Raw genomic sequence first — 21515 nt, 5'->3', positions numbered from 1 at the left:
GCGCGCCGATGTTCGCTTGACATCGGGCGCGGGGAATTCTATTATTTCTGTAACGACAGAAATGAAAGAATTCCATGATCCTCGCGCCGACCATCCAGAAATACATCCTGCACTGGGGCGAGATGGGCACGCGCTGGGGCGTCAACCGCACGGTGGCGCAGATCCACGCGCTGCTGTTCCTGTCCAACCAGCCGCTGCCGGCCGAGGAGATCGCCGAGACGCTGACCGTGGCGCGCTCCAACGTCAGCAACAGCCTCAAGGAGCTGCAAAGCTGGGGGCTGGTGCGCATCACCCACCTCGCAGGCGACCGCCGCGACCACTTCGTCGCCCTGCAGGACGTGTGGGAGATCTTCCGCGTCATCGTCGAGGAGCGTAAGAAGCGCGAGATCGATCCGACCCTGACCGTGCTGCGCGAATGCGCGCTCGAGGCGGAGCACGACCCGGCGCTGGAACCGGCCACCAAGGTCAAGATGGACCAGGTGCTGGATTTCCTCGAAATGCTCACCGCCACCTACGGCGACTACAAGCACCTGCCACCGGCCACCATGCAGCGCTTCCTGAAGATGGGCGGCAAGGTCGCGCGCCTGCTGGGCGGCGACGACAAGGCGGCCGGCAAATGATGATCCCGTCCGAAGGTGAACTTTTTAAAAAAATCCTGGGCCGTGAGTGGAGCAAGCTGCATCCGGACATCCAGGCCCGCTTCGACAAGAACCCCTTGCCCGGCAAGCCGTTGTACTACACGGGGCATCTGTCCGAGCTGACTTGTTCGCGGGTAGGCCGAATGCTCGGTTACTTGAGCATGCCCTTCGTCAAAGGCGCGCTGATGCCGTATAACGATGCCGACTTCCCGGTCGATATCGAGGTTTATTCGAAGCGCGATTGCGCCTGGATCTTCAAGCAGCGCACCTACCGCCTCAACGCCCGCGAACCGGTGATGTTCACCTCCTACATGGCAGAAAGCCCGCAGGGCGAGGTGCTGGAGTACGTCGGCGCGGGCCTGGGCATGAAGCTGGTGCTCGACGTCCGCGACGGCAATCTGCACTTCGAGAGCGACGGCTATTTCTGGCAACTGTTCGGCATCCGCATTCCGCTGCCAGGGCTGCTCACGCCGGGCAAGACCTTCCTGTGCCACCGTAATAACAACGCCAACCAGTTCGACATCCGCATCGAGATACGGCATGCGATCTTCGGCACCACATTCACGCAGGCCGGCGTTTTCAGGGAGGTCCCGGCATGAACACTCATTTATTGGCATTGCAGCTGATGGCTTTCCAGGGCTGCCTCGGCGCGTTCGACACGCTGTACCACCACGAACTGACCGAAGCCTTGCCGGCCCGCGCGAGCGCGCGGCGCGAGCTTTCCATCCACGCGGCGCGCGCGCTGATTTACAGCGCGATGTTCATCGGCCTGTCCTCGTGGTCCTTCCAGGGGTTGTGGGCGGTGGTCCTGCTGCTGGTGTTCGCGGTCGAAATCGTGCTGACGTTGTGGGACTTCGTGGTCGAGGACCGTACCCGCCTGCTGCCCGCGACCGAGCGGGTCACGCATACGGTGCTGGCGATGAACGGCGGCGCCTTCATCGCGCTGCTGGCGTTGAACACGCCGGCGCTGGCGGCCATGCCGACGGCGCTGGTGTGGCAGCCGCAGGGCATTTTGAGCGTGTTCCTTGCCTTGTGCGGCGTGGGCGTCGGTTTGTCCGGCCTGCGCGACGCCTGGGCCGCGCGCGCCATCGGCAGGTTGGCGGAGCGTGAGGCGGCGGCGCCGGCGTTGCGTTTCGCCGACGGCGAGCGTGGCTTCCTGGTGACCGGCGCCACCGGCTTCATCGGCCAGCGGCTGGTGCGCGCCTTGCTGCGCGACGGCCACCGCGTCACGGTGCTGAGCCGCCAGCCGCGCCAGGCCGCGTGGCTGTTCGACGGCCGGGTCGAGTGCGTGGGCGACATGGCGCAGTTGCCGCCGTCGCGCCGCATCGACGTCGTCGTCAACCTGGCGGGCGCGCGCATTTTGGGCTGGCGCTGGACTGCCGCGCGCCGCGCCGCGTTGCGCCAGAGCCGCGTCGCGTTGACGCGCAAGCTGGTCGACTGGATCGCCGCCGCAGAAAACAAGCCGGCCATGCTGGTGTCGGCGTCGGCGATCGGCTACTACGGCATACAGAAGCGCGGCGACGACACGGTGCTGACCGAGAAGGATGGTCCGCAGCCAATGTTCATGTCCGATTTGTGCCGCGAGTGGGAAGAGGCCGCGCAAGGAGCGGAGGCGCATGGCGTGCGCGTGGCGCGCATGCGTTTCGGGCTGGTGCTGGGCACGCAGGGCGCGCTGCCGATGATGCTGTTGCCGATCAAGCTGGGGCTGGGCGGGCCGCTGGGCGGGGGCACGCAATGGCTGTCGTGGATCCACGTCGACGACCTGATAGGCGGCATCGCGCACCTGTGCCGTAGCGGCGCTGGCGGCGCGTACAACTTCACCGCGCCGGAAGTGGTCAGCCAGGCGCAATTCAGCCGCACAGCGGCGTCGGTGCTCAGGCGCCCGTACGGCTTCCCGACGCCGGGCTGGCCGATGCGGCTGGCGCTGGGCGAGCAGGCCGACTTGCTGCTCGAAGGCCAGCGCGTCTTCCCCGAGCGGCTGACCGGGGAGGGCTTCGCGTTCCGCCACCCAACCCTGGACGGCGCCCTGCGCAGCCTGGCCTAATTCCGTGGCTCAATTCCGGGGTCAGGTCCACCATTTCTACACAAGCCCGGCCGTATCGCGCCTTTACAGACCAGGTCGTGTAGAAATGGTGAACCTGACCCCGGAGTTTATGGCGTGACCCCGGAGTTTATGGCGCTCATTTTTCTTGCTTGAGCGGCTTGCCCTTGTCTATCACTTCGCGGCAGGCGCCTTTGAAGCTGGCGTTGTCGTAGTTGCTCCAGCCGTAGCTGTCGACGTAGCGCTTGTGCGGCTTGAAGCGCTTGTTGACGAAGCTCCATTCGAGCCGCTCGTCGTCATATTGAATGTCGCCCAGGTCGAGCAGGGTGTGGAAGATGTTTTCGGTCGCCAGCCTGGCCTTGCGGTGGCGCAGCAGTTGCTTGACCTTGTCCGGGTAGCGCTCCTTGTATTCGTCCGAATACCATACCAGCGCCGGCACGTGGAATTCGAACTGCGTGTTGTGGCCGTGGAAGGCGAGGTTGCAGCTGCCGTCGTACAAGGTCTGGCCGTGGTCGGCGACGTACATCATCGACGTCAGCTGCGCCGTGTCCTTGAGCTGGCCGATCACCTGCGCCAGGAACCAGTCCGTGTACAGGATCGAGTTGTCGTAGCTGTTGTTCATCTCCGGCTTGATCTTGATGTCGGTGTGCGCCGGCTTGTCGACGCCGTACAGCGATGGCTGCCATTTGTCGAAATCCTTCGGGTAGCGCTGGCCGTAGTTCCAGTGGCTGCCCAAGGTGTGCAGCACGATCAGCTTTTTCGGCGCCGGGTCGGCGATCGCGTGCCGCAGCGGTTCGAGCAGGATCTGGTCGAGGTTGGAGCGGCTTTTGTAGTCGCCCAGGTTCATGAACTGGATCACGTCCGCTTCCTTGGCGAACACCGACACCGGCGTGTCGAACTCGCCGAACGAGATCTGGTTCGACAGCCACCAGGTCTTGAAGCCGGCTTCCTTGTAGGCGGTGAGGAAGGACTTTTCCGAGAAGCCTTCCTTGAGGCTTTGCATGGCCGGCTTGCGCGAGATGATGACCGGGATCGATAGCCGCGTCGCCGACACCGCCGTGATGACGTCGCTCAGCGCCACCAGGTTCGGCTCCTGGCGCAGCAGCGGCGTGGTGTCGCGCGCGTAGCCGTTGATGCCCCAGCGGTCGTAGCGCGACGATTCGCCCAGCACCATGATGACGATTTCCGGCCGCTCGTTGGGCTCCGGCTGGTGCGCCCGGAAGTGGAAGGCGCCGCTGCGCTCGCCGAGGCGCGCCAGATATTGGCGCTCCTTGTAGAAATCCAGCCCGCGCGCCGGCAGCCCCAGCGGCCACGACGAGGCGAAGTCGTTAAAACTGAGCGGCGAGCGCCCGTTGGCCGCCAACCCGACCAGCACCACTAATATACAGAGCGCGATCCAGCGGCTTTTGCCGCGCCACGCCAGCGCGGGACTGCGGCGGGCCGCCAGCAGGATCGCCAGCCACCAGCCGAGCACGCCGAGCAGGACCAGCCCCATCAGCCAGATCTTATTGCCGAGGAATTCCATCGCCTCCTTGGGGCTGCTCTCGGCGATGATGCCCAGGTGGTGGGTGGAGATGCCCTGGCCGTAGTAGAGGATCAGGTATATTTCGGTCGGCAGCGCCAGCAGCGCCGGCAGCAGCAGCCAATGGAACCACGCGGGGCGCTGGAACACGGCCCACACCGCCAGCCAGGCCAGCAACTCGGCGGCGAGGACGTGCCCGAGGTCCGGCACTTGTCGACCAAGCAACAGCGGCACGCACGGCACCAGCGACAACAGCAGGTAGCTGAAGAGCACGAACAGCGGCGCCGGGCGAAACAACGGGGACGGGGACGGTACGGGGAAGAGGCGGCGCATTCCAGGGGCAAGATGTGTTAATGTTTGCCATTATCAGCCGTTTCCTTGCTTCCGGGCCAGTTTTTACCGGCCCGCCACGTCGCATGTTGCCGCGAAAAAGTTTGACTGGTCATCTGATCACGTCTATACTCGCGAGTTCTCTATTTAGTCTGCGCATCGTATACGCTGTTTCAGGCCGCTCCCTGTGAGTGGCTATTCGCGCCTCCGCTGCACATTAGATCGGGACTAGGTTTTAGTCCCCGGACATGTTGTCCGGGTGTTCAACGTTGTTATTTAGTTGGGTTTAGAACGATGCCAACCATCAATCAACTGATTCGCAATCCACGTGTCGCCCTGACCGTGAAAAGCAAATCGCCGGCGCTGGAAAACAGCCCGCAAAAACGTGGTGTTTGCACCCGTGTGTACACCACCACTCCTAAGAAGCCTAACTCGGCTTTGCGTAAAGTCGCCAAAGTGCGTCTGACCAACGGTTTCGAAGTCATTTCGTACATCGGCGGTGAAGGCCACAATCTGCAAGAGCACAGCGTTGTCCTGCTGCGCGGCGGCCGCGTAAAAGATTTGCCGGGTGTGCGTTACCACATGGTTCGCGGTGCACTGGATACCCAGGGCGTCAAAGACCGTAAGCAAGCCCGCTCGAAATACGGTACCAAGCGCGCCAAGGCTGGTAAGAAGTAATCTGCATTAATAAAAAAGTTTTCGCTCGGTGGCAGCTAGCTAAGTGAATGTAATCGACCGCAACTGGTCGAGTAAGTGGATGGCTATGATGGCCCTCCGCGAGAGTGCGAATCCCATATCTGCGCACCTCAACTGAAGATTGAAAGGAATTGATATGCCACGTCGTCGTGAAGTACCCAAGCGCGAGATTCTGCCGGATCCAAAATTCGGCAACACGGATGTCGCCAAGTTCGTGAACGTTCTGATGCTGTCCGGTAAAAAATCGGTCGCAGAAAACATCATCTACGGTGCCTTCGAGCACATCGCCGCTAAATCCGGCAAAGACCCGCTGGAAGTGTTCGCTACCGCGATCAACAACGCCAAGCCGCTGGTTGAAGTCAAATCCCGTCGCGTCGGTGGTGCAAACTACCAGGTGCCGGTCGAAGTACGCCCAGTGCGCCGTATGGCCCTGTCGATGCGTTGGTTGCGCGAAGCCGCGAACAAGCGCAGCGAAAAATCCATGCCACAACGCCTCGGCGGTGAGCTGATGGAAGCGGCCGAAGGCCGTGGCGGTGCGATGAAGCGTCGCGATGAAGTGCACCGCATGGCTGAAGCGAACAAGGCGTTCTCGCACTTCCGCTTCTAATAAAATCGGCCGGATCCTTCATGGTCTGGCTGTTATCTGTTGTTCGAGGCCGGGCTCATTTTTTATCCAAAAAATGGTGCTCGGTTTTGTCCATTCAAAGATTTAGGAATAACTATGGCCCGCAAGACCCCCATCGAGCGCTACCGCAATATCGGTATCTCCGCTCACATCGATGCAGGTAAGACCACCACCACCGAACGCGTCCTGTTCTACACGGGCGTGAACCACAAGATCGGTGAAGTCCACGATGGCGCCGCCACCATGGACTGGATGGAGCAGGAACAAGAGCGCGGCATCACCATCACGTCGGCCGCGACGACCTGCTTCTGGAAAGGGATGGCTAACAACTTCCCCGAGCACCACATCAACATCATCGACACCCCGGGCCACGTCGACTTCACCATTGAAGTCGAACGTTCGATGCGCGTGCTCGACGGCGCCTGCATGGTTTACTGCGCCGTGGGCGGCGTGCAGCCACAGTCGGAAACCGTCTGGCGCCAGGCCAACAAGTACAAGGTGCCACGTCTGGCCTTCGTCAACAAGATGGACCGTACCGGCGCCAACTTCTTCAAGGTCTACGAGCAGATGCGCGCTCGCCTGAAGGCGAACCCGGTCCTGATCCAGATCCCGATCGGCGCCGAAGAAAACTTCAAAGGCGTCATCGATCTGGTCAAGATGAAAGCCATCCTGTGGGACGAAGCGTCGCAGGGCATGAAGTTCGACTACGTCGACATTCCGGCCGAGCTGGCAGCGTCGGCCGCCGAGTGGCGCGAGAAGATGGTTGAAGTCGCCGCCGAAGCGACCGAAGAACTGATGAACAAGTACCTGGAAGAGGGCGACCTGTCCGAAGCCGAGATCAAGAAAGCGCTGCGCGATCGCACCATCGCTTCGGAAATCGTGCCGATGATGTGCGGTACCGCTTTCAAGAACAAGGGCGTGCAAGCCATGCTGGACGCGGTCATCGAGTACCTGCCGTCGCCACTGGACATCGAAGACGTCGGCGGTACCGACGAGGACGAACAGCCGACCACCCGCAAGCCGTCGGACGAAGAGAAGTTCTCGGCGCTGGCGTTCAAGATCATGACCGACCCGTTCGTTGGCCAGCTGGCCTTCTTCCGCGTGTACTCGGGCGCCGTCAATTCGGGCGACACCGTCTACAACTCGGTCAAGGGTCGTAAAGAGCGTCTGGGCCGTATTCTGCAGATGCACGCGAACCAGCGCGAAGAGATCAAGGAAGTGCGCGCCGGCGACATCGCCGCCGCCGTTGGCCTGAAAGACGTGACCACGGGCGAAACCCTGTGCGATCCGACCTCGATCATCGTGCTGGAGCGCATGGTCTTCCCCGAGCCTGTGATTCAACAGGCCGTGGAACCAAAGACCAAGGCCGACCAGGAAAAAATGGGTCTGGCACTGAACCGCCTGGCACAGGAAGATCCGTCGTTCCGCGTCAAGACCGACGAAGAGTCGGGCCAGACCATCATCGGTGGTATGGGCGAGCTGCACCTTGAAATTATCGTCGACCGCATGAAGCGCGAATTCGGCGTGGAAGCGACCGTCGGCAAGCCACAGGTCGCGTACCGCGAAACGATCCGCAAGACCTGCGAAGAATCCGAAGGCAAGTTCGTCAAGCAGTCGGGTGGTCGTGGTCAATACGGTCACGTGGTGCTGAAGATCGAGCCGCAAGAGCCGGGCAAGGGCTTCGAATTCGTTGACGCCATCAAAGGCGGCACGGTTCCACGCGAATACATCCCTGCGGTTGAAAAGGGTGTGCGCGGCACCTTGAACACCGGTGTTCTGGCCGGCTACCCAGTGGTCGACGTCAAGGTCACGCTGTTCTTCGGTTCGTACCACGATGTGGACTCGAACGAAAACGCGTTCCAGATGGCCGCTTCGATGGCGTTCAAGGAAGGCTGCCGCAAGGCGTCGCCGGTCATTCTGGAGCCGATGATGGCTGTGGAAGTGGAAACGCCGGAAGACTACGCCGGTACCGTGATGGGCGACCTGTCGTCCCGCCGCGGTATGGTGCAGGGCATGGACGAGATCCCAGGCGGCGGTGGCAAGATCATCAAAGCCGAAGTGCCGCTGTCCGAAATGTTCGGTTACTCGACCACGCTGCGTTCCGCAACGCAAGGTCGCGCTACCTACACGATGGAATTCAAGCACTACTCGGAAGCGCCTAAGCACGTTATCGACGCGATCGTCACTGCTAAAGCTAAGTAATTCTCGACTTTTTGCGCCTCCGGGGAGATCCTCCGGGGCGCATATTTAAAACATTGTTCTAAGGAAGAATAAAATGGCAAAAGGTAAATTCGAACGGACCAAGCCGCACGTCAACGTCGGCACCATCGGCCACGTCGACCACGGCAAGACCACCCTGACCGCTGCAATCGCTACCGTTCTGTCGAAGAAATTCGGCGGCGAAGCTAAAGCCTACGACCAGATCGACGCGGCACCGGAAGAAAAAGCACGCGGCATCACCATCAACACCGCGCACGTCGAGTACGAAACCGCCGCCCGTCACTACGCGCACGTTGACTGCCCAGGCCACGCCGACTACATCAAAAACATGATCACCGGCGCGGCACAGATGGACGGCGCGATCCTGGTGTGCTCCGCGGCCGACGGCCCAATGCCACAGACCCGCGAGCACATCCTGCTGGCCCGTCAAGTTGGCGTTCCATACATCATCGTGTTCCTGAACAAGTGCGACCTGGTCGACGACGCGGAACTGCTGGAACTGGTCGAAATGGAAGTTCGTGAATTGTTGTCGAAATACGAATTCCCAGGCGACGACGTGCCTATCATCAAAGGTTCGGCCCGTATGGCGCTGGACGGCAAAGAAGGCGAAATGGGCGTTGACTCGATCATGCGCCTGGCCGATGCACTGGATTCGTACATCCCTACGCCAGAGCGCGCAGTGGACGGCGCCTTCCTGATGCCAGTGGAAGACGTGTTCTCGATCTCGGGTCGCGGTACCGTTGTGACCGGTCGTATCGAGCGCGGCATCATCAAGGTCGGCGAAGAGATCGAAATCGTCGGCATCACCGACACCGTCAAGACCACTTGCACCGGCGTGGAAATGTTCCGCAAGCTGCTGGACCAGGGTCAAGCCGGCGACAACGTCGGTCTGCTGCTGCGCGGCACCAAGCGTGAAGACGTGCAGCGTGGCCAGGTTCTGGCCAAGCCAGGTTCGATCAAGCCGCACAACCACTTCACCGGCGAGATCTACGTTCTGTCGAAAGATGAAGGCGGCCGCCACACCCCGTTCTTCAACAACTATCGTCCACAGTTCTACTTCCGTACGACTGACGTGACCGGTTCGATCGAGCTGCCAGCGGACAAAGAAATGGTTATGCCAGGCGACAACGTGTCGATCACCGTCAAGCTGATCAACCCGATCGCGATGGAAGAAGGTCTGCGCTTCGCTATCCGCGAAGGCGGCCGTACCGTCGGCGCCGGTGTTGTTGCCAAGATCATCGCCTAATTAATTTCGCGTGATTGAAACAGGGTCGGCATGGTGTGATACCATGTCGACCCTGTGTTGCAACTCGTTCTTTTAAATATTGCTGGCGCTACATAGTTGCCAGTTCGTTCTTTTCAAGGAAAAATCATGTCCGCACCAAACCAGAAAATCCGTATCCGCCTGAAGGCTTTCGATTACAAGCTGATCGACCAGTCCGCACTGGAAATCGTTGACACCGCTAAGCGCACCGGCGCCGTTGTCAAGGGTCCAGTCCCGCTGCCAACCCGCATCCAGCGTTTCGACGTGCTGCGTTCGCCACACGTCAACAAGACCTCGCGCGACCAGTTCGAGATCCGCACCCACCAGCGCCTGATGGACATCGTCGACCCAACCGACAAGACCGTTGACGCGCTGATGAAGCTGGACCTGCCAGCTGGCGTCGATGTCGAAATCAAACTGCAATAATCGTTGCTGAACCGGTGGGCGGGGTCGTTCCCGTCCACGGTTGGTAAGAGCCGGGCCTGTTCGCCAACGCGAGCACGCCCGGCTTTTTTGTTGCCCGGCAAACCCGCACGGCCATGCGGCGTGGCACGCGTATCGCTAAAGTCTGGCGGGATTGGCGCGCATCGCGCCCGCGCCCTGGCCGCCGAACGGGCGCATCAAATGGTGACGCGCCATGGCCGCGCCGCCGATGGCGATGGCGTTGGCGCCGAAGTGGGGCGTGCGGATCGTCGGCGCCGGCAATTGCGTGGCCTCGGCGTAGTCGCGCAGCACTTCGCGCCCCGGCGCCAGGAAGCGCTCGCCGAGCCGCAGCGCGGCGCCGCCGACGACGATGCACATCGGATCGAACGCCACCCACAGGTTGTTGAGCAGTACGCCCATGTGGCGCCCGGCCGCCTCGACCGCCCGGCGCGCGTCCGCCTCGCCGGCCTCCGCCTGGGCGAACAGGCGCTCGAGCCGCTCCGGCCCGCTGTCGCCGGACCCGCCGGCCTTGCCCGGCTTGCCGTACACCTGGTCCGTCACCGCCCGCATGCCGATCAAGGCGTCGGCGCAGCCGCGCCGCCCGCACGAGCATGGCGGGCCGCCCTGCTGCAGGATGGTGTGGCCGACCTCGCCGGCGAAGCCGTACAGGCCGGTCAGCAGGCGGCCGTTGACGACGATGCCGGCGCCGACGCCGTAGCCGATGCTCAGGTAGATCAGCGGATCAGCGCCGACCTGGCCGGCGAATTCGAGCTCGGCCAGCGCGGCGACGTTGGCCTCGTTCTGGATGAACAGCGGCAGCCCGGCCAGCGCGGTGGCGGCGAAGCGGGCGCGCAGCCGGCCGAGCACGTCGACGTCGCGCCAGCCCAGGTGGGGCGCGTAGCGCAGCACGCCGGTGGCGTCGTCGACCACGCCGGGCACGCCGATGCCCAGGCCGAGCATGGCGCGCCCGGCGAGCGGGCCGTCGGGCGCCGCCAGCGCCACCAGCGCGTCGGCGATCAAGCCGACGCAGGCGCCGGGATCGGCCAGGTCGGCGTAGGGCAGGGCGCGTTCGGCCAGCACCGTGCCGAGCAGGTCGGTGGCGACCACGCGCGCGCCGCCGATGCCCAGGTCGGCCCCCAGCAGCGCCAGGCGGCCGGTGTCGAGGCGCAGCGGCGTGGCGCGCCGGCCCAGCGCGCCGGTGGCGACCAGTTCGCTTTCGCTGAGCCAGCCCTCGTCGAGCAGCTCGCGCACCAGCAGGCTGACGGTGGACTTGGTCAGGCCGACCGCCTCGGCCAGGGCCGCGCGCGACAGGCCGGGCGCGCCGCACAGGTGGCGCACCAGGGCCATGCGGTTTATTTGTTTGAGCAACTGCTGGTCGCCGGCGACGATCATGGGAAGGTTTTCAAAGTGGGGCTGCGGGGGATCATACGCCGCCCGGCGCGGCCGCGCGCGGGTTTCGCCCTGTTTCGGGGCGCGGCGCCGGGATCCGGTGCGCGCAATTGGGGCTTCTTTACAACACTGCACGAATTTGGCGCGGTAATTCGTTCGATCAATTGACTAATGGTTTTTTTGCACTTATTCTGGCATGGCCTTATTCATTTGTTATTTGATGAATCGACAGTTGTTGCGGTTGTTTGTAGTGTTGCCACTTCCGACGTTGCGCCCCTGCTCGATTGACGTCGGAGCGATAAATATAATTAAGGAGATGTAAGTGCGTAAAAATTTGAAAACGTTTTCAGAGTCGCCGCTGAGCCAGCGCCGGTTGATTTGCCTCGCAGTTGCCGGCGCGTGCGCCACGTTCGTTCCCGCGTTCGCCCAGCAGACGGCCGGGGTGCCGGGTGACGGCACCGACGGCCCGAAAGTGGTCGTGACCGGCATCCGCGCCAGCATGCAGTCGACCATGAACATGAAGCGCAACGCCGACGGCATCGTCGACGGCATCGTCGCCGACGACATCGGTAAGTTCCCCGACACCAACCTGGCCGAATCCTTGCAGCGCATCTCCGGCGTGTCGATCGACCGCAGCAACGGCGAAGGCCAGAAGGTCACCGTGCGCGGCCTGGGTCCCGACTTCAACCTGGTGCTGCTCAACGGCCGCCAGATGCCGACCACCGACCTGAGCGACCTGTCGGGCCGCTCGTTCGACTTCTCGAACCTGGCGTCGGAAGCGATCTCGCAGCTGCAGGTCTACAAGACCGGCCGCGCCGACAGCCCGACCGGCGGCATCGGCGCCACCATCAACGTGATGACCGCGCGTCCGCTGGACAATCCGGGCATGCGCGCCAGCATCGGCGCCAAGGCCGTCAAGGACGACTCCAACAACGAACTGCCCGGCGCGATCAAGGGCAGCAGCGTCACCCCCGAGTTCTCGGGCATCTACAGCAACACCAGCGAGGACGGCCGCTTCGGCATCGCTGTTAGCGCTAGCCACCAGCGCCGCGACTCCGGCTTCAACCGCGCCGGCCTGGCCAACGGCTACCAGGGCCCGTACCTGGGTTCGGCGACCCTGCCCGAGGGCTCGACCCTGCCGCAGCCGGGCCAGCCGGGTTCGGAGAAGATCACCAACCGTCCGGGTCCGAACGACCTGTATCTGATCCCGCAGAACTTCGGCTACGGCGTCAATGCCATCTCGCGCCAGCGCACCAACGGCCAACTGGTGCTGCAATTCCGTCCGGTCAAGGAACTGACCACGACCCTGGACCTGACGTACTCGGAACAGAAGATCCAGACCAAGCGCAACGAGCTGAGCGTGTGGTTCGGCCAGACCCCGACTTCGACCAGCACCTGGCCGGGCGGCAAGGTACAGACGCCGCTGACCTATATGGAGACGTACAACACCCCGCAGGACATCTCGGTGGTGGGCGGCGACTACGCGACCAAGACCAAGAACAAGTCGATCGGCTTCAACACCGTGTGGAAGGCCAGTAACGACCTGCGCCTGGAGCTCGACGTCCACCATTCGAACGCCGAATCCGGCGCCGACAGCCCATGGGGCACCGAGAACAACCTGTCGAACGCCAGCTACAGCCGCGGCGACACGAAGGTCGACTTCACCAAGGAGTTGCCGGTGGTGAGCATGCCGGCGGCCAACCTGGCCGCCGCGCCGATCCAGGCCACCGGTTCGTGGTTCCACAACAGCTGGCAGAAGGCCACCATCAACCAGGCGCAGACCAAGGGTAGCCTGAAGCTGTTCGAGGCGTCCGAGCTGAACTTCGGCGTCGGCTACACCGACTCGACCAACCGTTCGACCTATTCGAACGTGCAGAACAACAGCTGGGGCGGCGCCTCCAAGGCGTCCGATTATCCGGGCAGCCTGTTCCAGGCCAATTCGCTCGGCTCGTTCTTCAAGGAGTTCGGCGGCCACAACGCGCCGGAGCTGTTCGGTTCGCTCTACACCTTCGACTTCGGCAAGGTGCGCGCCGCCACGGCCGCGGCCACCGGCCTGTCGACCTACCTGCCGAATTTCGACAGCGCCGACACCGACCGCGAGCTGAAGGAAAAAACCACCTCCGGTTACGTGTCGTTCGGCACCGACTGGGACACCGCCATCCCGTTCCACTCGTCGATCGGCCTGCGCATGGAGCGCACCAAGGTCACCTCGGTGGCGCAAGTGCTGGTGGGCACCGACGTGGTGTGGGAATCGCAGAATGAATTGCCGCTCAAATTCGCCGGCAAGTCGTACAGCACCCAGGAGGCCAGCTACAACAACGTGCTGCCGAGCCTGAACTTCGACGCCGACCTGCGTCCCGACATGAAGCTGCGCGCCAGCGTCGGCACCACCATCGGCAGGCCGCGCTACGACCAGATGCAGGGCGGCCTGACCCTGGGCACCATTGGCAACGTCTTCACCGGCGGCACCGCCTCGGTCGGCAATCCGGCGCTGAAACCGGTCAAGTCGAAGAATCTGGACTTGTCGTGGGAATGGTATTACGACCAGCAGAGCGTGCTGTCCATCGCCGGCTTCCACAAGAAGATGGACAACTACGCCGGCCAGACGGCCACGTCGACGTCGCTCTACAACCTGCACACGCCGGTCGGCGGGGCGTATTACAACGCGGCGCGTGGCGCCGGTTGCTCGGCGGCCGACACCAACTGCCTGCGCAACTACATCCTGACCAACTTCCGCGGCCAACCGGGCGTGGAATACCTCGGCGTCAAGTCGGACGGCAACCTCGATGGCAAGATCACCGGCCAGCCGGGCGATCCGCTGATGCCTTTCCTGCTGACCTCGTATGCCAACCAGAAGTCGGCCACGGTCAAGGGCGCCGAGATCAACGTGCAGCACATGTTCGGGCGCAGCGGCTTTGGCGTCCAGGCCAACTACACCTACGTGACCTCGCCGACCAAGTACGACGACGCCAACACGGCGGACCAGTTCGCGATCCTGGGGCTGAGCAATTCGGCCAACCTGGTGGGTATCTACGAAGACCAGAAATGGTCGATCCGCTTGGCCTACAACTGGCGCGACAGCTTCCTGGCCTCGACCATCGACGCCGGCGGCGGCCGCCCGGCTCCGGTCTACACCGACAAGTACGGCCAGACCGACGTCAGCATTGGGTACAATGTCACCGAGAAGCTGAGCCTGCAGGCCGAGGTCATCAACCTGACCAACGCCACCCAGCGCCAGTTCGGCCGCACCGAGCGTTCGACGTTGAACGTGACGCAAGCCGGTCCGCGTTACATGCTGGGCGCGCGCTACAAGTTCTGATGGTTGAACGGTAGCCTGTAGCCGGGCCACGGGCCGTCGCGATGCGACGGCCTTTTTCATTTGGGGAAGTCGATGCAAGCGATAGTGGAAGTGGACGGCGGCGCGCCGCTGTCCGACGAGATATTGGCCTCGCCGGTGCCGCTGGTGCTGCGCGGCCTGGTGGCCGACTGGCCGCTGGTGCGCGCCGCGCGCGGCGGGGCGGGGCAGGCCGACGCCTACCTGCGCCGTTTTTATCGCGACGCTACAGTGCTGGCGAGCCACAGCCCGCCGGGCACGGGCGGGCGCATCTTTTACAACGACGACCTGAGCGGCTTTAATTTCACGTCGCAGATGGTGCGCTTCGACCAGGTGCTCGACGCGCTGATGGCGCACCTGGACGCGGCCGACCCGCCCACGCTGTACGTCGGCTCGACCACGGTCGACACCTGCCTGCCGGGCCTGCGCGCCGAAAACGATGTCGACCTGGGCGGGCGCGATCCGCTGGCCAGCATCTGGATCGGCAACCGCACCCGCATTCCGGCCCACTACGACGTGCCGGACAACCTGGCCTGCGTGGCCGCCGGGCGTCGCCGTTTTACACTGTTCCCGCCCGAACAGTTGAAGAACCTGTACGTCGGGCCGCTCGACTTCACGCCGGCCGGGCAATCGGTCAGCCTGGTCGACTTCGCGCGGCCGGACTTAGAACGCTTCCCCCTGTTCGCCGAGGCGCTGCGGCACGCGCAATCGGCCGAGCTGGAGCCGGGCGACGCGCTGTTCATCCCCAGCATGTGGTGGCACCACGTCGAGGGGCTCGAGCCTTTTAATATCCTGATCAACTACTGGTGGCGCCAGTCGCCGGACTGGATGGACACGCCAGCCAGCACCCTGTCGCTGGCCTTGATGACCCTGCGCGACCTGCCGCCGGCCCAGCGCGCCGCGTGGAAGGAAATCTTCCGCCACTATGTGTTCGACAGCGACGGCGGCGAGGCGGCGCACATCCCGCCGCCGGCCCGCCACTCGCTGGCGCCGCTCGACGACAACGCCGCGCGCATGTTGCGGGCGCAGATTCTCAGGCGCTTGAACCGGTAGCGCGATCGCCGCCGAGCAGACGCGCGCGGGACTCGAATTGGAAATCCGTAGGCAGACATGGTGAGCGCCTGAAAAATCCGGGATTTACCAAGCGCCGCTAACCTTCGCTAACCTATACTACGACGCGCCATTCCTTACTAAAATTGCTGTGTAGGACGCTAAATCATACTAATCGCGATGTCGTTTAACTTTAGCGCCGATGAGCGTGTTTTAGTTCGTCGATAGTAGCGAGGAGGGCGAAATAGCGGTAACTATCGAGAGATAGCAGGAAATCGTAGATTTTAGTAAAACGCCGAAAAATCGCTGGTTCCGCTGATGCTGCGCGCGCACGATGCGCTATCAGAAGAGCCCACACATGAAAATGCCGCCCGCATCGAAGGCCCACAGCCAGACCGCTCAATTGCCCAACCGGACACACCATGCTCGCCGCGCTAGACCTCCATTTGCTCGACCACTCCGCCCGCCAGGGACTGCGCGGCGCGCCGCGCTTTCTGATCGAGTTCCTGTATTTCGGTGTCAAGGAGGCGAGGGCGTGCTTGTTTGTCGTGCTGTTCTTCGCCGCAGTGTTCCTGGTGCCGCGGGCCGGCCTTCTGGGCCTGCCGCGCTACGACGTGTTGTTGGTGGCCGCCTTGGCGATCCAGGTGTGGATGGTGTGGGCCGGGCTGGAAACCTGGGATGAGCTCAAGGCGGTCTGCATGTTCCACCTGGTCGGTTTCGCGCTGGAGGTATTCAAGGTGTCGGGCAGCATCCAGTCGTGGAGCTACCCGGACTTCGCCTACACCAAGGTGCTCGGCGTGCCGCTGTTTTCAGGCTTCATGTACGCCGCCGTCGGCAGCTACATCATCCAGGCCTGGCGGCTGCTGGACTTGCGGATCCGTCACCATCCGCCGTACTGGATGGCGGTCCTGATCGCGCTACTTATATATGCCAACTTCTTCACCCATCACTACATCGGCGACTACCGCTGGTATTTGGCCGCCTGCGCGCTGGGGCTGTACGCCCGCACCACCGTCGCGTTCACGCCGCTCGACCGCGAGCGGCGCATGCCTCTGTTGCTCGGCTTCGTGCTGACCGGCTTTTTCATCTGGCTGGCCGAAAACATCAGCACCTTCTGGGGCGTTTGGCGCTATCCCAACCAGTTGGGCGCGTGGTCGGCGGTCCACGTCAGCAAGTGGAGCTCGTGGTCGCTGCTGGTGGTGATGACCTTCACCATCGTCGCCCATCTCAAGCATATCAAGGCGCGCGTCCACGTCGCCCAGCCTTAGCCGGCGGGTGGCCGGGCGCTGGCCCGGCCACCGTCCCCCCGCTTAGCCGGCCAGCGTGATGTCGCCCGCGTTCAGCGCGTTCACGCCGACCAGCGTCACCGTCTGCCCCAGTCCCAGGTCGATCACCGTGTCGCCGCCCTCGACATGGCTGCGCGCCAGGACGTCGGCCGCGCTGGCGAAGTCCAGACCGTTGAGCGTGTGCGATAACAACAATCGGTCGCCGTCGGCGCCGGCGAAGTCCAGCACCGTCAGCCGCGCCTGCCCGCCCAACACGAATTGATCGGCGGCGGCGGTGCCGTGCACGGTCAGCGCGTCGCCGTCATCGGCCACATGGCGGGAGGCCATGGCGGCGCCCCCGGTCCGCAGCACGCCCGTCTCGGCGTAGATCTGCGCGGCCGTCCGCTCGGCCCCGCTGATCACCGAGCTGTCGCTGGCGTTGACCGACTGCAGGAAGTCGAGCATGCCCTGCGACGCGCCGTTGAGGTATTTGCTGTTCTGGGCGGACGTCATCTGGTCCGTGAAGTACTGCGCGACATAGGTCTTGTTGTCGGCGGTCATCTTGTCGGTGTTTTGCGCGCCGCGGGCGATCGACCACACCAGGCTGGCCGCGGTCTGTTGCCCGCCGTCGAGCAGGCCGACCCAGTACGACAGGCCGGTGGCCTCGACCGTGCGGCCGAACAGGTTCCAGTACACCGTTTTGACCATGGTGGCGTGGTCCATCCCGCCCCAGATGTTCTTGTACTCTTGCGAGTTGACGAACTCGTTGCCGAGGTCGGTCAGCGCCGCCGCCTCGCTTTGAGCGTCGGTGATGGTCTTGCCGGAGATGATGCCGACCTTGCCGGACAGGCCCAGTTTGTCCGCCGCGCGGCCGAAGTAGCCGACGTACATTTGCTGCAGCTCGAAGGTGTAGTCGCCGTCGTTGGCGACCGGCGCCAGTTTGACCCAGACGTCGCCCACGGCGCCGTCGCCGACGGTGTAATTGTAGTGGCCCAGGCCGTGCGCGGGGCCGGCCGTGAACACCACGTTGTTGCCGCTCAGGGCGGCCGTGCCGCCGCTGATGCTGGTGACCGCGATGATCGACGACGGCGCCGCCGAGTCGATGTCGCGGTCGTTGGCCAGCAAGCTCGCCTTGCTGACGGCGACGGCGCCGCGCTCGCTGGTGGCCAGGATGTCGCTTTGCGGTCTGGACAGGTCGTCCACCGGCGTGACCGTGGCCACGAAGCTCGTGCTCGAGGTCAGGCCGCCCGGATCGCGCACTGTGATGGTGACGGTGGTGCTGCCGTTCCAGTCCGCGTCGGGCACCAGCGTCACGGTGCGGTCGGCGCCGGTGCCGCCGAACACCACGCGGGCGTGGTCGGCGCTGCCGGTCAAGGTCAGCGCGCTTGCCGCGCTCTCGCTGTCGCCCACGGTGAACGACAGCAGCTTGGAGGTGTCCTCGCGGAAGCTGGTGTTGGCCAGGCCGGCGATGGTCGGCGCGCTGTTGGCCATGATGGTGAACACGCCGCTGCCGATGTTGCCGGCCAGGTCGGTCGCCTGGACCGTCACGTCGTGCGCGCCGCCCGTCAGCAGGGCGCTGTCGGGCATGGTGATAACGCCGGTCGTGGCGTTGATGGCGAACAGGCCGCCCGGATTGGAGGTCAGCGCATAGGTGGCGCCCTTGTCGGCGCCGCCGACGGTGACGCCGACCGTGCTGTTGGCCGCCGCGCCGGCGTTGGCGAAATTGCCGGCGGCGTTGGCGTCGACCAGCACCGGCGCCAGCGTGTCGACCGTCACACTGAGCGCGGCGCCGGCGGCGCTGTTACCGGCGGCGTCGGTGGCCTTGGTGGTGATGTTGTGCACGCCGTCGGCCAGCGTGGCGCTGGTGAAGGTCCAGGCGCCATTCTGGTCGGCGACCACGGTGCCGAGCAGCACCGTGCCGTCGAGCACGCTTACCGTCGAGCCGATCTCGGCGGTGCCGTTGAAGGTCAGCCGCGACTGGCTGGTCACGTTGTCGGTGGCGATGTTGCTGTCAGATCCGGCCGCCAGGTCGGCGGCGCTGACCGCCAGCTTGGTGTCGATGGTCACGTCGAGCGCCTCCGACGGCAGCGACAGGTTGCCCGCCACGTCGACGGTGCTGGCGGTCAGGCGGTGCACGCCGTCGGCCAGCGCGCCGGTGGTGACCGTCCACACGCCGGCCGCCGTGGCGGTGGCGGTGCCGATCTTGACGCCATTGTCGAACAGGGTGACGACGGCGCCGGCGGCGGCGTTGCCGGTGATTTGCGGCGTGGCCAGATTGGTCAGGTTGTCGCTGGCCGATACGCCCTTGTCCGACAAGGTCGCCAGATCCAGGCCAGACGGCGCGGCGGCCGGCGTGGTGTCGATGGTCACGCTGAGCGCGGCGGTGCCGCGGGTGCTGTTGCCGGCGGCGTCGGTGGCCTGCGCGGTCAGCGCGTGCACGCCGTCGGCCAGCGCCTGCGCCACCGTGATCTGCCAGTTGCCGCTGGCGTCGGCCAGGCCGCTGCCGACCAGGGTGGCGCCGTCGTACAGCCCCACGCTGGCGTTCGCTTCAGCCTTGCCCGACAAGGTCGGGGTGGCGACGTTGGTGATGTTGTCGGTGGTGACGGTGCCGCTGTCGGAGCTCGTCAGCAGGTCGACCACGGTCGGCAGCGCCGGCGCGGTGGTGTCGATGGTCACCGACAGCGCCGCCGAGGCGGCCGAGACGTTGCCGGCCGTGTCGGTGGCCTTGACCGTCAGGCCGTGGACGCCGGCCGCCAGCGCGCTGGCGGTAATGCTCCAGGCGCCGCCGGCGTCGGCCACGGCGGTGCCGACCTGGGTGGTGCCGTCGAGCAGCACCACCGTGGCGCCTGCCTCGGCGGTTCCGCCGACGGTCGGCGTGGTGTCGTTGGTGATGCGGTCGCTGTCCGAGCGGCCGGTGTCCGACAGCGCCGCCAGCGTCGGCGCCGCCGGCGTGCTCGGCGCCACGGTGTCGATGGTGACGAGCAGTTCGGCCGAGGCCGCCGAGACGTTGCCGGCGGCGTCGGTGGCGGTGGCGCGCAGCTGGTGGGCGCCGTCGCCGAGCTTGGCGCTGACGATGCTCCAGGCGCCGGTGTTGTTGGCCAGCGCCGTGCCGACCGCGACTTCGCCGTCGAACAGCGTGACGGTGGCGCCCGCCTCGGCGGTGCCGGTGACGGTCGGCGTGGCCACGTTGGTCAGGTCGTCGCTGGTGGAGGCGCCGCGGTCGGAGGCGACGGCCAGGTCCAGCGCGGCCGGCGCCAGCGGCGCGGCCGTGTCGACCCGGACGCTGAGCGCGGTCGACGCCGCCGAGGTGTTGCCGGCGATGTCGGTGGCCTTGGCCGTGAGCGTGTGCACGCCGTCGGCCAGCGCCTCGGTGACGCGGATCTGCCAGTTGCCGCTGGCGTCGGCCAAGGTGCTGCCGACCACGGTGGCGCCGTCGTACAGCGCCACCATGGCGTTGGCCTCGGCCTTGCCGGCGATCGCGGGCAGGGTGACGTTGGTGGTGTTGTCGGTGGTCGACACGCCGCTGTCGTCGGCGGTCGCCAGATCGAGCACGGTCGGTGCCGCCGGCGCCGCCAGATCGACGTTGACGACCAGCGCCGCCGAGGCGCCGACGTTGCCGGCGGCGTCGGTGGCGGTGTACGACAGGCTGTGCGCGCCGTTGGCCCGCGCGAGGGCGGTGATGCTCCAGGCGCCGTTGGCGTCGGCCACGGCGCTGCCGATCGCCGTGGTGCCGTCGTACAGTACCACGGTCGCACCCGCTTCCGTGATACCGCTGACGGTCGGCGTGGTGTCGGCGGTGATGCCGTCGCTGTTGGAGCGGCCGGTGTCGGACGATGGATCGAGCAGCGGACCGGCCACGATGGCCGGTGCCTTCCTGTCGATGGTCACCATCAGCGGCGCCGACGGCGCCGAGATGTTGCCGGCCACGTCGATCGCGCGCGCGGTCAGCGCATGGACGCCGTCGGCCAGCGCGGCGCTGGCGACGCTCCAGGCGCCGGTGCTGGCGTCGGCGGCGATGGTGCCGACGAGCACGTCGCCGTCGAACAACTGGATCAGCGCGCCCGGAGAGGCTTTGCCGGTGATGGTCGGGGTGGCCAGATTGGTGAGATTGTCGGTGTTCGAGACGCCCGTATCGGCGGCCGCCAGCAGGTCGAGCGCGGTGGGCTCGGCCAGCGGCGTGGCGTCGATGGACACGGTGAGCGCGGCCGATTTGGCCGACACGTTGCCGGCCAGGTCGGTGGCCTGGGCGGTCAGCGTGTGCGCGCCGTCGTTGAACGGCTCGGCGACGGTGATCTGCCAGTTGCCGCTGGCGTCGGCCTGGCCGGTGCCGACCAGCACGGTGCCATCGAACAGCGACACCATGGCGTTGGCCTCGGCCTTGCCGGCGACGGTCGGCCGGGTGACGTTGGTCCAGTTGTCGGCGCTGGAGCTACCGCTGTCGGATGCGGCCACCAGGTCGAGCGCGCTCGGGGCGACGCTGGCGGTGTCGATGGTGACGGCGACCGCCGCCGAGGCCGGGCCGACGTTGCCGGCGGCGTCGGTGGCGGTGGCGGTGAGGTTGTGGACGCCGGCCGCCAGGGTGCCGGTGGTAACGGTCCAGACGCCGTCGGCGTTGGCCACGCCGCTGCCGACCAGGGTGGCGCCGTCGTACAGCTTGACGGTGGCGCCGGCTTCGGCGCTGCCGGTGAGGGTCGGCGTGGCATCCTTGGTCAGCTTGT

The 21515-nt window shown here is 64.9% G+C and carries 14 protein-coding genes; 11 read left to right on the top strand and 3 right to left on the bottom strand.

All coding sequences use genetic code 11. From position 1 onward, the window contains the following. Positions 1 to 74: 74 nt before the first annotated feature. From MRBLMU1_RS10565 to MRBLMU1_RS10555, 3 genes are read left to right on the top strand one after another with little or no spacing between them, the layout of a single operon-like run. The gene (locus MRBLMU1_RS10565) at positions 75 to 620 is read left to right on the top strand and encodes a GbsR/MarR family transcriptional regulator (RefSeq protein ID WP_363500695.1); all 546 of its coding nucleotides are present in this window, start codon (positions 75 to 77) and stop codon (positions 618 to 620) included. After that, positions 617 to 1237, top strand: coding sequence for a DUF4166 domain-containing protein (locus MRBLMU1_RS10560; protein WP_363500692.1), 621 nt, complete (start codon positions 617 to 619; stop codon positions 1235 to 1237). The genes MRBLMU1_RS10565 and MRBLMU1_RS10560 overlap by 4 nt, the downstream gene beginning before the upstream one ends. Then, entirely contained in the window at positions 1234 to 2682 is a 1449-nt protein-coding gene (locus MRBLMU1_RS10555; RefSeq protein WP_363500689.1) for a TIGR01777 family oxidoreductase, read from the top strand. Before MRBLMU1_RS10560 ends, MRBLMU1_RS10555 begins: the two co-directional genes overlap by 4 nt. Before the next feature lie 136 nt (positions 2683 to 2818). Here the strand turns inward: MRBLMU1_RS10555 and MRBLMU1_RS10550 are convergent, their stop codons facing one another. Continuing rightward, positions 2819 to 4474 (bottom strand): phosphoethanolamine transferase, encoded by a 1656-nt coding sequence (locus MRBLMU1_RS10550; RefSeq protein WP_363500686.1) that lies wholly within the window; start codon positions 4472 to 4474, stop codon positions 2819 to 2821. Between the two features lie 351 nt (positions 4475 to 4825). On the opposite strand from MRBLMU1_RS10550, the gene rpsL reads away from it, so the two are divergent. The 5 genes from rpsL (at position 4826) to rpsJ (ending at position 9762) form a co-directional block, all read left to right on the top strand. Then, positions 4826 to 5209 carry a 30S ribosomal protein S12 gene (gene rpsL, locus MRBLMU1_RS10545; protein ID WP_025603541.1) on the top strand — a complete coding sequence of 128 codons (384 nt, stop codon included), beginning with the start codon at positions 4826 to 4828 and terminating at the stop codon, positions 5207 to 5209. 154 nt (positions 5210 to 5363) lie between these two features. Beyond that, positions 5364 to 5834: a 30S ribosomal protein S7 gene (gene rpsG, locus MRBLMU1_RS10540; protein WP_209723738.1), complete on the top strand. Its 471-nt coding sequence runs from the start codon at positions 5364 to 5366 to the stop codon at positions 5832 to 5834. Between the two features lie 114 nt (positions 5835 to 5948). Further along, positions 5949 to 8054 carry an elongation factor G gene (fusA, locus tag MRBLMU1_RS10535; RefSeq protein WP_363500681.1) on the top strand — a complete coding sequence of 702 codons (2106 nt, stop codon included), beginning with the start codon at positions 5949 to 5951 and terminating at the stop codon, positions 8052 to 8054. A gap of 73 nt (positions 8055 to 8127) precedes the next feature. Continuing rightward, on the top strand, positions 8128 to 9318 hold the full coding sequence (gene tuf / locus MRBLMU1_RS10530; RefSeq protein ID WP_363500678.1) for an elongation factor Tu: 1191 nt from the start codon (positions 8128 to 8130) through the stop codon (positions 9316 to 9318). A gap of 126 nt (positions 9319 to 9444) precedes the next feature. Then, positions 9445 to 9762 carry a 30S ribosomal protein S10 gene (rpsJ, locus tag MRBLMU1_RS10525; RefSeq protein WP_005663509.1) on the top strand — a complete coding sequence of 106 codons (318 nt, stop codon included), beginning with the start codon at positions 9445 to 9447 and terminating at the stop codon, positions 9760 to 9762. Positions 9763 to 9897: 135 nt separating this feature from the next. Here the strand turns inward: rpsJ and MRBLMU1_RS10520 are convergent, their stop codons facing one another. Beyond that, a complete protein-coding gene (locus tag MRBLMU1_RS10520) occupies positions 9898 to 11151 on the bottom strand; it encodes an ROK family transcriptional regulator (RefSeq protein WP_363500671.1) in 1254 nt (417 codons plus the stop codon). 319 nt (positions 11152 to 11470) lie between these two features. Here MRBLMU1_RS10520 and MRBLMU1_RS10515 point away from each other — a divergent pair, with 319 nt between their 5' ends. From MRBLMU1_RS10515 to MRBLMU1_RS10505, 3 genes are all read left to right on the top strand, one after another. Further along, positions 11471 to 14467 carry a TonB-dependent receptor gene (locus MRBLMU1_RS10515; RefSeq protein ID WP_363500668.1) on the top strand — a complete coding sequence of 999 codons (2997 nt, stop codon included), beginning with the start codon at positions 11471 to 11473 and terminating at the stop codon, positions 14465 to 14467. A gap of 72 nt (positions 14468 to 14539) precedes the next feature. Then, positions 14540 to 15535, top strand: coding sequence for a cupin-like domain-containing protein (locus MRBLMU1_RS10510; RefSeq protein ID WP_363500665.1), 996 nt, complete (start codon positions 14540 to 14542; stop codon positions 15533 to 15535). Positions 15536 to 15954: 419 nt separating this feature from the next. Next, the gene (locus MRBLMU1_RS10505) at positions 15955 to 16800 is read left to right on the top strand and encodes a DUF817 domain-containing protein (protein ID WP_363500662.1); all 846 of its coding nucleotides are present in this window, start codon (positions 15955 to 15957) and stop codon (positions 16798 to 16800) included. 42 nt (positions 16801 to 16842) lie between these two features. Here MRBLMU1_RS10505 and MRBLMU1_RS10500 read toward each other — a convergent pair. Further along, a partial coding sequence (locus MRBLMU1_RS10500) for an Ig-like domain-containing protein (protein WP_363500659.1) occupies positions 16843 to 21515 on the bottom strand: 4673 nt, incomplete at its 5' end.

The organism is Burkholderia sp. LMU1-1-1.1 (assembly GCF_040675865.1).
Classification (GTDB): domain Bacteria; phylum Pseudomonadota; class Gammaproteobacteria; order Burkholderiales; family Burkholderiaceae_D; genus Rugamonas.
The sequence above is the reverse complement of the archived record's forward strand: the minus strand, read 5'-3'. Positions and strand labels throughout refer to the sequence as shown.